11 protein-coding genes are annotated in these 12,689 nt (G+C 68.9%); 3 read left to right on the top strand and 8 right to left on the bottom strand.

Features of this window, described 5'->3' with window-relative positions:
* Window positions 1-35: 35 nt before the first annotated feature.
* The 6 genes from ACFWBQ_RS10705 to ssd form a co-directional block, all read right to left on the bottom strand.
* Window positions 36-431: a TadE family type IV pilus minor pilin gene (locus ACFWBQ_RS10705; RefSeq protein WP_385486318.1), complete on the bottom strand. Its 396-nt coding sequence runs from the start codon at window positions 429-431 to the stop codon at window positions 36-38.
* Window positions 418-645 (bottom strand): DUF4244 domain-containing protein, encoded by a 228-nt coding sequence (locus ACFWBQ_RS10700; protein WP_385486494.1) that lies wholly within the window; start codon window positions 643-645, stop codon window positions 418-420. The genes ACFWBQ_RS10705 and ACFWBQ_RS10700 overlap by 14 nt, the downstream gene beginning before the upstream one ends.
* Before the next feature lie 69 nt (window positions 646-714).
* On the bottom strand, window positions 715-1,521 hold the full coding sequence (locus tag ACFWBQ_RS10695) for a type II secretion system F family protein (protein WP_385486316.1): 807 nt from the start codon (window positions 1,519-1,521) through the stop codon (window positions 715-717).
* Complete coding sequence (locus tag ACFWBQ_RS10690) at window positions 1,518-2,363, bottom strand: type II secretion system F family protein (RefSeq protein WP_385486492.1); 846 nt, start codon at window positions 2,361-2,363, stop codon at window positions 1,518-1,520. The genes ACFWBQ_RS10695 and ACFWBQ_RS10690 overlap by 4 nt, the downstream gene beginning before the upstream one ends.
* 23 nt (window positions 2,364-2,386) lie before the next feature.
* The gene (locus ACFWBQ_RS10685) at window positions 2,387-3,535 is read right to left on the bottom strand and encodes a TadA family conjugal transfer-associated ATPase (protein ID WP_385486314.1); all 1,149 of its coding nucleotides are present in this window, start codon (window positions 3,533-3,535) and stop codon (window positions 2,387-2,389) included.
* Complete coding sequence (ssd, locus tag ACFWBQ_RS10680) at window positions 3,532-4,605, bottom strand: septum site-determining protein Ssd (protein ID WP_385486312.1); 1,074 nt, start codon at window positions 4,603-4,605, stop codon at window positions 3,532-3,534. The genes ACFWBQ_RS10685 and ssd overlap by 4 nt, the downstream gene beginning before the upstream one ends.
* Before the next feature lie 566 nt (window positions 4,606-5,171).
* Between ssd and ACFWBQ_RS10675 the strand changes: the two genes are divergently transcribed.
* The gene (locus ACFWBQ_RS10675) at window positions 5,172-6,014 is read left to right on the top strand and encodes an HAD family hydrolase (protein ID WP_385486310.1); all 843 of its coding nucleotides are present in this window, start codon (window positions 5,172-5,174) and stop codon (window positions 6,012-6,014) included.
* 420 nt (window positions 6,015-6,434) lie between these two features.
* Here ACFWBQ_RS10675 and ACFWBQ_RS10670 read toward each other — a convergent pair whose 3' ends face one another.
* The gene (locus ACFWBQ_RS10670; protein WP_385486308.1) at window positions 6,435-7,259 is read right to left on the bottom strand and encodes an oxidoreductase; all 825 of its coding nucleotides are present in this window, start codon (window positions 7,257-7,259) and stop codon (window positions 6,435-6,437) included.
* Window positions 7,260-7,361: 102 nt separating this feature from the next.
* Between ACFWBQ_RS10670 and ACFWBQ_RS10665 the strand changes: the two genes are divergently transcribed.
* Window positions 7,362-8,357, top strand: a complete 996-nt coding sequence (locus ACFWBQ_RS10665) for an ATP-binding protein (RefSeq protein ID WP_385486306.1) — start codon at window positions 7,362-7,364, stop codon at window positions 8,355-8,357.
* A gap of 86 nt (window positions 8,358-8,443) precedes the next feature.
* Here ACFWBQ_RS10665 and ACFWBQ_RS10660 read toward each other — a convergent pair whose 3' ends face one another.
* Window positions 8,444-9,775: a hypothetical protein gene (locus ACFWBQ_RS10660; protein WP_385486304.1), complete on the bottom strand. Its 1,332-nt coding sequence runs from the start codon at window positions 9,773-9,775 to the stop codon at window positions 8,444-8,446.
* Between the two features lie 285 nt (window positions 9,776-10,060).
* Between ACFWBQ_RS10660 and ACFWBQ_RS10655 the strand changes: the two genes are divergently transcribed.
* Window positions 10,061-12,601 carry a SulP family inorganic anion transporter gene (locus ACFWBQ_RS10655; protein WP_385486302.1) on the top strand — a complete coding sequence of 847 codons (2,541 nt, stop codon included), beginning with the start codon at window positions 10,061-10,063 and terminating at the stop codon, window positions 12,599-12,601.
* Window positions 12,602-12,689: the final 88 nt, after the last annotated feature.

The raw sequence follows: 12,689 nt of genomic DNA, 5'->3' as shown, positions 1-12,689 counted from the left end.
ACTCCTTCCGCGCCGCCTCCACGACCCCGCCCCCTTCACGGTTCGGCTCCCACCAGGTCCTCGGCCGACGCAACCGCCTCTGCGCTCAACGTCAGGGCCAGCGGCCCCGGTCCTGGTGCGGGAGCCTCCACCCGGACCCGCCACAGCTCCCCAGTCCGCTTGACAGCGACCCGCGCCCTCCCCGGCGCCGCCTCCCGCGCCGCGGAGAGCACCGACGCCTCCGGCTCCGAACGTGCCGCCGCCCGCGCCCCGGCCCGTGCGGCGTCCACACAGCGGATCTGGTCGGCCGCGGCAACCAGCGCCCACACCAGAGCCAGGGCGAACGCCACCAACACGGGAATGGCCATGGCAGCCTCCGCCGTCACCGCGCCCCGGTCCAGGGCCAGGGCCTTGGGTCGGCCCCCCTTCCGGGCCGTCTCAGAACTTCGCATCGAGCGCATCCTTGATCAGCGACTGCATCGCCGACAGCACAGGTCCGCTGGTGACGACCTTGTAGAGCACCGCTGCGAACGCACAGGCCGCGATGGTGCCCACGGCGTACTCGGACGTCGTCATCCCTCGGTCCGGCAGGCCGGACCGCATGAACCTGTCCGCCCATGCACGGCGCACCGCGCTCATTGCACGTCCCATGACGTTCTTTGCCATCTCGTCCCCCGTTTGGTTTGTCGATTTTCGTTTTGCACAGGTGTCCGAAATGGGCACCTGTGGCTCCTGTCAGTTGCCGTGCAACAGCCCCGTCGCAAGCCCGATCACCACCGGCGCCACCCCCACCGCCAGAAAGGCGGGCAGGAAGCAGAGCCCGACGGGTGCGGTGATCAACACGCCCGCACGCTGGGCACGTGCCACGGCGGCACTCGCGCGCTCGGCGCGCATCTCGTCGGCCAGCCGGGAGACCGACTCCGCCGCCGGAGCCCCGGTCGCCCCGGCCCGTTCCAGACAGCGGGCCAGGGGCCCTGCGCCCGGTATTTCTCCGAACCGCCCCCACGCGTCGGCTGGTTCGCCTCCCAGCCGGATCTCGGCTGCCGTACGGGCCAGCCGGTCGCCGACCGGACCGCCCATGGATTCCCCGACAGCCCCTGCCGCCTCCCGCGGTCCTGCGCCCGCCGAGATGCAAGCCGCCAACAGATCGGCGGCCAAGGGCAATTGCCGGGTCACCGCCATGACCTCCTCCGCCTTCTGGACACCGGCCTCTCGGCGTTGCCCGGACTGCTGCCATCGCCACGCTCCGTACGCCGCCGCCAGACCGACCCCACATCCAGCCGGCCCGCCGACGAGAATCCAGCCGGTTGCCCCCGCGCCCAGGAGCGCCGCCCACCGCTGGGCACGGCTCCTGCCCCTCGCCCGCCGGAACCGCCACCCCCGCCGCGGGCTTCCGGAGCAGACGGCCAACAACAGCGCGCCCCGTCCGCGCATCGTCCGTTCCTGCCGTCGCCCGGCCAGGGCCAGTGCCACGTACACAGCCGCACCCAGAACTGCTCCGCCCCCGCCGAGTCTGTGAACCTCTTCGGGCAGCCCGCTCACGGCGCCTCCCCCGCCCGGACGATCCGCGCCGCCCAGAACAGCCCCGCCGTCTCCAGCAGGCAGCCCGCCACCAGACAGGCCAGCCCTCCCGGACTGTGCAGCAGCACCCGCAGCGGGTCCGCTCCGAGCGCCGCCCCCAGCCCCAGTCCCACCACCGGCAGCAGCGCCAGCACCACGACCGTCGACCACGCGCCCGCCAGCTGCGCCCGTAACGCCTCCCGCCGACGCCGCTCGGCCCTCAGCGCCCCTTCCAGGCGGTCCAGACCGGCGGCCAGACCTGCTCCGCCGTCGACCGCCACCCGCCAGCAGGCCGCCACCCCCGCGAGCCCGCCCAGGCCCGGCCCGGCCGACGCCTGCCGCAGTGCGCCGGGTACATCGCCGCCGAACCGCGCAGCCGCCAGCACGGCGGCCTCGGCCACGCCCAGTGCCCCTGCGTTCCGCCCGGCAGCGAGCAATGCCTGCCCCGGCTCGCGCCCTGCCCGCAGCTCACCCACCACGGCCCCGCAAAGTGCCGTCACCGCATCGGCCGCCCGCTCACGCTCGCACCGCAGCACCCGCCGCTGCAGCCATCGCCGCACCAGAGGCACCGCCACGGCCCCCGCAAGCAGGGGCAGCACCGACTCGCCAAACACTGCGAGAAGCGCCGCTACAGGGGCGCACAGCCATTCACGTCGCGCATCGAAGTACGCCCGAGCCATGGCCCACACCGCCCACAGTCCCTGCTGCCCCGCCCCTCCTGCCGAGAACAACGCCCGCGCCCGCCGCACGCCCGGGTCCCTCATCACCGTCAACCCGCCTGCCAGGCCCGCGCAGACCGCTATGGCCAACGCCAGCACCTGCATCAAGGAACCCGGACCGGCGGCTGTCACGGCGCACCCCCGACCAGCGACTCCAGCTGCTCCCAGCCACGTTCCCGGACGAATCCATCGGCGCCCCAGCGCAGCGCGGGCACCGTAACCACCAGCCCCGCCGGATCCCGCTCCAGCACATGCACTTCGGCGAGCCTCCGCTGCCCCGCGCGGTCCCGTACGAGATGAAGCACCACGGAAAGCGCGGCAGCCAACTGGCTGTGCAGCGCCGCCCGGTCGAGCCCGGCAGCAGTCCCCAGGGCCTCCAGACGGGCCGGGACATGCTCCGCAGCATTGGCGTGCACCGTGCCGCACCCGCCCTCGTGTCCGGTGTTCAGCGCGGCCAGCAGCTCCGTCACCTCGGCACCTCGCACCTCTCCCACCACCAGTCGGTCGGGGCGCATGCGCAACGCCTGGCGCACCAGGTCCCGGAGCGTCACCCGCCCCGCCCCTTCCTGATTGGCGGGACGCGACTCCAGGCGCACCACGTGGGGGTGATCCGGACGCAGTTCCGCCGAATCCTCGGCAAGCACGATGCGTTCCTGCTCCCCGACCGCGCCCAGCAGGCTCGACAGCAAGGTCGTCTTACCCGCGCCGGTTCCTCCGCTGATCACATACGAGACCCTCGCCTCGACCAACGCTCTCAGGAACCGGTCGCCGCCGGGCGGGACCGTGCCCGCCCCAACAAGCTCCGCCAGAGCAAATGCCCGGGGCCGAACCACTCGCAGCGACAGGCATGTCGAGCCGACGGACACGGGCGGCAGCACCGCATGCATCCTGGTCCCGTCGGGCAGCCTCGCGTCGACCCACGGCCGGGCGTCATCCAGTCGGCGCCCCGCCACGGCGGCGAGCCTCTGTGCCAGTCTCCGGACAGCTGCCGCATCCGGAAAGGTGACCCCGGTCAGTTCGAGTCCGCCTCCCCGGTCCACCCACACCCGGTCCGGCGCGGACACCAGGACGTCGGTCACCGCCGGGTCTGCCAGCAGCCTTTCCAGTACGCCCGTGCCGACCAGCTCGCCACGCAACTCCTCTGCTGCCCCCAGCACTTCTGCATCGCCGAGCAGTCGGCCTTGCGCCCTCAGGGCGGCCGCCACCCCAGCTGGAGTCGGCGCCTCGCCGCTACGGGCCAGCCGTTGCCGAACCGCGTCGAGCAGGGCCTCCGTCATGACACGCCTCCCCCGGAATGCCCTGCGACAAGGCCGCCCCCGCCGCCCGGCACATCCGCCCTGTCCCAGAACGCTGTACAGAACCGGGCCAGTGGGCCTCGGGGACTGCCACCCGGCGGCTCGCCACCGTCCTGTGCCGTCGTCAGCCCGATTTCCAGGGGCAGATCTCCTACGAGGGGAAGCCCCAGCACCTGTGCCACCCACTCCTCGTCGAGCCCTGCGGAATAGGGACCCCTCGCGACTACCCGCAGGTCCTCCAGCACCATTCCGGCCGCCGACGCCACGCGTTTGGCTGCCGCAACCGCCCTGAGCTCTCCAGGCACCACCAACAGCCCCAGGTCCAGCTGTGCAAGCGCCTCGGCAACGCCTTCGTCGACCCTGCGCGGCAGGTCCACGACGACCACACCGCCGAGCCGGCGCGCGGCCGCGAGCACTGCCTGCATGGCCTGCGGTGGGATGACCACCTCGTCGTCCCGCCCCCAACTGAGCACGCGCAGCCCGTGCAGGGCAGGCAGGGACTCTTCAAGTGCGCCGCCGCCGACCCTGCCTTTGGAACGGACGAAATCAGGCCACCTCATTCCGTCGCTTCCTTCACCCCCGAGCAGCACGTCGATGCCGCCGCCCAAAGGGTCGCCGTCGATCAGCATCGTTCGCCTGCCCGACCTGGCTGCGGTCACCGCGAGCGCACAGGCCAGCGTGGATGCGCCGGAGCCTCCCCGCCCTCCCATCACTCCGACAGTGAGCGCGGGACGGCCCACACCTTCCGCCGCATTGGCGATCTGGTCGACGAGCCAGTCCTCGGAATCAGGCAGCCGCAACACGTATTCGGCCCCGATCTCCACAGCCCGGCGCCACACGTCCGGGTCGTCCTGGTCCCGCCCGACGAGCATCACACCCCGCCTTCGGGCCATCCCGCGACACCGGAGGACCGCGTCATCACCCACCAGAACCATCGGGGCCTGTTCCCAGCCGCCCCTCCGTCCGAGCGGGCCCTGTTGAACCTCCGGCACCGCCCCGGCAGCCGCGCACAGCCTCAGCAGATCGTCGAGCAACTCCACGTCCTCGGTCACGATCAAGGGTCCGCCCCGCCGCTCTCCGCCGATCGGCTGACCTTCTTGTACGAGGGATCCAGCCACGATCTCCGCCCCCTTCTCACTGCCCCTGCAGTACGGTTCGCGGCGATCTCGGACCGATCCGAGATGCGCGATTCCGGAACCCGCGGACTTCGCGGGTGGAATCAACATGCAGTGCCTCGGAAAAACATGTGGATCTTGCTCGAGAACTGTGGACAACTTCGGCATTGTGAATATCTCGGTAGCTCATACCGGCGACTTTCGGAGCGCAACCCTTCCGCAACACAGCGTGACGGTGCACGATCGAGTGAGCCCCCGGCAGAGTCGGAGCGACACAGGCGCGAAGGGAGGGGAAGGCTCGATTCCGGGCGGCAAAAACACATCCGGACATGCGACGACCCCCGCCGGGGGGGAGAGCGGGGGTCGTCCCCACGGCCGACTCGGGGGGGGAGGAGCCGGACCGGGTTAGCACGGTCGCGAACGATCCGTGACTTCCATGGTGTACCCGAGAGCCTTCTCAGGCAAACCCACCCGCCGGATTTTACGCCGAATGGTGGGCCCCTATGCTCACCTTTGTGGAAAACTGCTTCTCGCCGCGCACAGCAGCCTTCTTTGACCTGGACAAGACGGTCATTGCGAAGTCATCGACGCTGACCTTCAGCAAGTCCTTCTACCAAGGCGGGCTGATCAACCGCCGTGCCGTACTGCGCACCGCGTACACACAGTTCGTGTTCCTTGCCGGGGGTGCCGATCACGACCAGATGGAGCGGATGCGCGAATATCTCTCAGCGCTCTGCAAGGGATGGAACGTCCAGCAGGTCAAGGAGATCGTCGCCGAAACTCTTCACGATCTGATCGACCCGATCATCTATGACGAGGCGGCGACCCTCATCGAGGAACATCACATGGCCGGGCGGGACGTGGTCATCGTGTCGACCTCGGGCGCCGAAGTCGTCGAGCCGATCGGTGAACTGCTCGGCGCCGACCGGGTCGTCGCAACGCGGATGGTCGTCGGCGACGACGGCTGCTTCACCGGCGAGGTCGAGTACTACGCCTACGGGCCGACGAAGGCCGAGGCTGTCAAGGAGCTCGCGGCATCGGAGGGATACGACCTCTCACGCTGCTACGCCTACAGCGACTCCGCCACCGATGTACCGATGCTGGAGTCCGTCGGCCATCCGCACGCGGTCAACCCCGACCGGGCACTGCGGCGCGAGGCCACCCTCCGGGAATGGCCGATTCTCGTCTTCGATCGACCTGTCCGCCTCAAGCAGCGGCTGCCCACGTTCTCGATGCCGCCGCGCCCGGCGCTCGTGGCCGCTGCAGCAGTCGGCGCCGCCGCCCTCACGGCGGGACTGGTCTGGTACACCAACCGCCGCCGCCGCGCCGCCTCGCTCACCACCTGACGCAGGCTGTACCGGCGGCCCCGGCGGAGCTGCGCGACGGCTCCGCCGCCATAGCCGAGCAGTGTCCGACTCACCCTTATTTGAACCTAAAAGTAAAGAAGTACGGCCAGGACTTCCGCTACTCCCGGTCCTGGAGTACAAAGGACTCAACGGCCCGCGAGACCAAGGACATCCGAGAGGATCACCTTTACACGCAGAGACGGCCCCACGGACCGCGCATGAAAGTCGAGCACCCACGCGACGTCGACCCGTCGATTACGGGCCAGCCGCACCAGGTGACGGGCAAAGAACCCGACCTGATGGGCATATATCGAGGACGCTTGGTAACTGGGCGGACATGCCAGCGGCGGTACCGGAATCGGTACCGCCGCAACCCTTTCCGGGCAGCGCGCCGCGCGCGTCCGCCAGGTCACGGGCCTTCTATGCCGCACCTCGCTGCAGCGCTTCGCACACCGCCGTCGACTCCCTGGTGCCCAGTTCCACCGAGCGCCCGCAGTGTGCGATCCAGGCAGCCATACCCTCCGGCTTTCCCGAGAGATAACCCTCGAAGCCCGCGACATACGCCGCCCGCCCCTGCTCCGCGTGCCCCACTTCGGCGGGGCAGATCGACTTCGGGTCGAGTCCACTGCCGATCAGCACGATCCGCTCAGCGGTCCGGGCCACCAGACCGTTGTGCGAGCCGAAGGGGCGCAGCGCCAGCAGTTCACCGTGCACGATCGAGGCTGTCACCAACGCGGGCGCCGCACTCCCGGTGATGATCAGCTGCGACAGCCCCTCCAGACGCCCGGCGACTTCGTCGGCATCCGGGACCGGCGCCTCGATAAGCGGCTCATCCACCGGCTCACCCGACAGACGTGGGCGCCCAACAGCATCATCACGAGTTGCCCCGCCGGCCGCTACCAGGTGCAGCCGAGCCAGGACCCGCAGAGGTGACTGCCGCCAGATCGAGAGCAGTTGCCCCGCCTCCGCGGTCAGCCTCAGAGCCGCTCCGATCGTGCGCGCCTCGTCCTCGCCACTGAAGTCGGTACGCCGACGCACCTCCTCCAGATTCCAGTCGGCGCCCGAGAGCGCCGCCGAGCCACGTGCGCCCCGCAGGGCCGCCTCTGCGGTGACCTCATTGCTGCGGCGCCGCATGACACGGTGGCCGTACACCCTGTCCACAGCCTTGCGTACGGAGTCCACCGCGTCGGCGACCCCCGGCAGGGCGCCCAGGGCGGCGAGCGGATCTGAGGCAGTCGTACTCATAAGTAGGGAGGCTACGCGTCCCCTGCGCGGATCCCTCCCTTGAGTGGCCTTCTTCACGAAGTTCGACAGCAGCGAGCGACAACACCGCTACCCTAGGTGAACATGAAGATCGCTTTCGTAGGGAAGGGCGGCAGCGGCAAGACCACGCTGTCCTCGCTCTTCATCCGCCACCTCGCTGCCAATGAAGCTCATGTCGTCGCGGTGGACGCCGACATCAACCAGCATCTCGGGGCCGCGCTCGGCCTGGACGAGACGGAAGCCGCCGCGCTCCCTGCCATGGGGGCCCAGCTGCCTCTCATCAAGGACTACCTGCGTGGCAGCAATCCCCGAATCGCGTCCGCCGAGACAATGATCAAAACAACTCCACCGGGCGAGGGCTCACGACTGCTGCGTGTCCGCGAGGACAACCCCGTCTACGAAGCCTGCGCACGGACGGTCAAGCTCGACGACGGCGACATCCGGCTGATGGCCACCGGCCCGTTCACCGAGTCCGACCTCGGGGTGGCCTGCTACCACTCAAAGGTCGGAGCGGTCGAGCTGTGCCTCAACCATCTGATCGACGGTTCGGACGAATACGTCGTGGTCGACATGACAGCGGGATCGGACTCGTTCGCCTCCGGGATGTTCACACGCTTCGACATGACATTCCTGGTCGCCGAGCCGACCCGGAAAGGGGTCTCGGTCTACCGCCAGTACAAGGAGTACGCACGAGACTTCGGTGTCGCCCTGAAGGTGGTCGGCAACAAGGTGCAGGGCGAGGACGATCTCGATTTTCTGCGCACGGAGGTCGGCGACGACCTGTTGGTCGGAATCGGTCAGTCCGACTGGGTGCGGAGCATGGAGAAGGGCAGGCCGGCCCCGTTCGACCTGCTGGAGGCCGGCAACCGGATGGCCCTGCAGGCCCTGCAGGACGCTGCGGAGGACTCGTACGAACAGCGCGACTGGGAGCGCTACACCCGCCAGATGGTGCACTTCCACCTGAAGAACGCGGAGAGCTGGGGCAACGAGAAAACGGGTGCCGACCTGGCTGCCCAGGTCGACCCCGCCTTCGTACTGAAGGAATGCTGCACGGACGTGGGCGCTGCCCAGCCGGCCTGACCGGCCGACGAGCCCCGGACCGGCCTGCGGGCCCGTGACCCCGCCGACGGATCCATCGCCCGGCCGGGCGTGATCCGGAGAGAGGCCTACTCCGCGCTCCTGTCGGCACCCTTGCCGGCCGGTTGGCCGGACGACTCGGCCGGTGCGGGGCTGCCCAGGCCCTTCCTCGGAGCTACCCCTCCAAGAAAGGACGACCAGCCCTGCTGGGGCTCCTGACCGACCTTCAGCGTTCCGAGTCTGGACAGCGTCCCCGGGTCCTGTGCATCCAGCCAGTCAGCAAGCTGGCGGAAGGAGACACACCGCACATCCTGCTGGGTACAGACAGTCTTGATCGTCTCCTCGATGGCACGCATATAGGTGCCACCGTTCCAGGACTCGAAGTGATTGCCGATGATCAGAGGTGCACGGTTACCGTTGTACGAGCGCTCGAATGCCTGAAGCAGACCGTCCCGCATCTGGTTGCCCCAGTACGCGTGCTGATCCGGGTCCCCTTGCGTCGTACCGGACTGGTTGAACATGAAGTTGTAGTCCATCGAGAGGGTCTCGAAAGCGCGGCCGGGAACCGGTACGAGCTGGAGGGGGAGATCCCAGAGGCCATCCTTCTTCGCAGGCCAGACCTGGTTGCCGACGCCGCTGGAGTCATAGCGGAATCCCATCCTCCGGGCCGCTGCGACCATGTTCTTCTGCCCTTCGAGGCAGGGTGTGCGAGCGCCGACAAGTTCCTTGTCGTAGTCGAAGGGCAGCGGCGCTTCGGCCTTGAGCACCGGGGCGTTGGTCTTCCAGTTCTTCACGAAGGACTTCGCCTGGCTGATCTCGCTCTTCCACTCTTCGACGGACCAAGTGCCCACACCACCGTCGGGGCCACAGAAATGCCCGTTGAAGTGGGTGCCGATCTCGTTGCCGTCAAGCCAGGCGGCGCGTAGTTCGTCCAGGGTGTCGCGGATGCCGTCCGTGTCGTTGAAGCCGATGTCGGAGCGGCCGGCCGAGTGCTGTGGAGGGTCGTAGAGGGCCTTCCTCTCCTCCGGCAACAGATACACGCCGCTGAGGAAGTAGGTCATCTTCGCGTCGTACTTCTTCGCGACGCCGCGGAAGTGCGAAAAGAGCTTCTGACTGTCCTCCCCCGCACCGTCCCAGGAGAACACCACGAACTGCGGTGGCTTCTGGCCCGCCTTCAGGCGCTTCGCCACGGGGAGTTTCGGCTGAACTCCGGTATAGGCCGTCGAGCCGTCACCGATGACCTTGACCGCTCCCTTGGGTGCTGCCGCCGGGGAGTGCTCCTCCGCGTCGGCCGCTGACTTCTTCCCGGTGCCGGACCCGGCACCACCGGCTCCCGTACCGAAACCCGAGCAGCCCGCCAGGCCGGCAATCAATGCCGTGGCTACGGCGCCCAGGGCGATCCTCTTCGTGGCGGCCATCATTCCGTCCACCCTCTTCCTTGCAGAAGTCGTGCGTTGAAGTACCGACACGGCGCCGTCAACGTCGCACGCAGCTCTGCAGGATTCAGTACGACAAGCCGGATGAAAAGCTGCTTATTCACTTGAAGGGGTGACTCAATGGGCTATGTGATCGAAAGTATGGACACTGTTCTTTACTCTGCATTACGATTCATTTACTGAGAGTTGAGAAATCCCGCCGCTGCACGCCGTGACCCACGGCCGCGTCATCACATTCCGCGACCGCGCTGCCCCGGAGGAGACGGGAACATGCCTGCCTGCGTCCCTACCCGCAATGACCACACGTCCCGCAGTTCGCGCCCGCCCCGCGCCTCGGGGATCAAGCGAACGCACAGCCCCCCACCACCGCCCCGAGGCCGCCGATTCCGCATCTCGGGCGCCAATCTGTCCGCATCGATCACTGTCTTTCTGATCGCGGTCCCCATGTCGCTCGGCCTGGCCGTCGCCATGGACGCTCCACTCGAGGCCGGACTGGTCTCAGCAGCCATCGGCGGCATCGTCGCCGGACTGCTCGGCGGCGCCCCCCTCCAGGTCAGCGGCCCGTCCGCCGGGCTGACCGTGGTTACAGCCGAGCTGATCCAGATCTACGGCTGGCGAACTACCTGCGCAATCACCATTGGTGCGGGGCTCCTGCAGTTCCTGCTGGGATCGTTGAAAACCGCCCGCAGCGCACTGGCTGTCAGCCCCGCCATCGTCCACGGCACCCTCGCCGGCATCGGTGTGGCCATCGCGCTCGCCCAACTGCGCATCGTGCTCGGCGGCTCACCCCAGAGTTCCGTCCTCGGCAACGCCCGTGCGTTGCCCGCTCAGTTGACGCAGCTCAGCCCGGCCGCCCCTTCCATCGGTGCACTGACCATCGCTCTGCTTGTCCTGTGGCCACGACTACCCGGCCGCGTCGGGCTCATGGTGGGCCGGATTCCGGCAGCGCTCGCCGCTGTGGTGATCGCGACGGCCGTGGCCGCCGTGGCCACACCCGGGATCGCCCGGGTCGATCTGCCGTCCTGGCGCTCGCATGCACTGCCGGAGCTGCCACAGGGGCCTGTTGCCGCCCTGGCCACCGCAGTCCTCACGGTCATGCTGGTGGCCAGTCTGGAATCCCTGCTCTCCGCAGTCTCCGTGGACAAACTGGCTGCCGACCGGGCAGCCGCCACACCCAAGGACGGCACGGCACCGGCCATGCCCGCAAAGCGCTCCGATCTCGACCGCGAGTTGCGCGCCCAGGGCATGGCCAACGCGCTGGCCGGGATGTTCGGCGGTTTGCCCGTATCCGGGGGCGCGGTGCGCAGTTCGGCGAATGTGCGGGCGGGGGCGACGGGGCGCGCCGCCACGGTGCTGCACGGCTTCTGGGTGCTGCTCGCCGCCGTGCTGCTGGTCACGGCACTCGAGTGGATCCCGCTGGCTGCGCTCGCCGCCCTGGTGATGGTGGTCGGCATTCAGATGGTCAGCTTCGCTCACATCCGTAACGTCCACAAGCACCGGGAATTCCCGGTGTACGGAGCCACGATTTCCGGCGTGATCCTGGTCGGCGTCCTCCAGGGTGTAGCTATCGGCATCGCCGTGGCGGTGGCCTTTGCCCTGCACCGACTTGCCCACACCCGGATCACGGTGTCGGAGCAGGAGGGCAGGTATCTGGTGACCGTCCGAGGGCAGTTGACCTTCCTGGCTGTGCCCAGGCTCAGCCGGACGCTCGGGCGGCTCCCTCAAGGGGCCGACGCAATCGTCGAGTTGGATGGCTTCTTCATGGACCATGCGGCGTACGAGACGATCCAGGAATGGCGTACCACTCAGACCGCCCTGGGTGGCCGGATCGTCTTCACCGGGCGGTCGGGGGGCCGGATCGCCGAGCCGGCGTCGGCGGCCCATTCCTGCTGTCGCCCCTGGACCCCGTGGCGCAACCACCACTGCCACGACCGGTCGGAGCACGCCATCGCGAGCGCGGCCTCCACAGCGGCGGCCTCCATGACGGCCCGCGCCACAGCTGCCAATGCCGGCGACCGGCGCGGCGCCCATTGGCTGCTCAGCGGCCTCAGCTCGTTCCAGCGCACGACGGCCCCGCTGGTTCGCGAAGAGCTGGCCCGGCTGGCCGCCGAGGGCCAGCAGCCCTCCCAGCTGTTCATCACCTGCGCCGACTCCCGCCTGGTGACGAGCATGATCACCTCAAGCGGTCCGGGAGACCTCTTCACCGTAAGGAACGTCGGCAACCTTGTTCCCCTGCCGGATACGGAGGGCGAGGAGAGCAACGACGACTCCGTGGCTGCCGCGATCGAGTACGCGGTGGATGTGCTGAAGGTCGAGTCGATCACCGTCTGCGGTCACTCCGGATGCGGCGCCATGCAGGCTCTGTTGGGGGGCGCGCCGGATACTCCCAAAACGCCTCTGTGGCGTTGGCTGCGGCACGGCCTGCCGAGCCTGGAGCGCATGGGATCCCGCCACCACACCTGGGCGCGGATCTCCGGCCGGCTGCCCGCCGATGCGGTGGAGCAGCTCTGTCTGACCAATGTGGTCCAGCAGTTGGATCATCTGCGGGCCCATGACTCGGTCGCGCGTCGGCTCGCTGCGGGCACCCTGCAGCTCCACGGAATGTATTTTCACGTCGGCGAGGCGCAGGCGTACCTGCTGACCGAGGGAGAAAGTTCCGGTACGGGCCCCGACGAGGTCTTCGCCCGGGTCGCCCCCGGCCCGGAACCCGGCCCGGAACCCGGCCCGAGCCGCCCCGGACTCACCCCTCAACCCTGCGCTCAGCCCGTCCGAGCTGCCCGCGCAGCACCCGGCACAGCGGTCGACGCCTGAACCGCATGCCTCCCAGGTCCGTGAGACCTTGTGGTCCCGCTTCCGCAGCGCACAACGCCGCTTGCGGAAGCGGGGCGCGTGCCCCCAT

It is taken from the genome of Streptomyces sp. NPDC060035 (genome assembly GCF_042736635.1).
GTDB lineage: Bacteria > Actinomycetota > Actinomycetes > Streptomycetales > Streptomycetaceae > Streptomyces.
The sequence above is the reverse complement of the archived record's forward strand: the minus strand, read 5'-3'. Positions and strand labels throughout refer to the sequence as shown.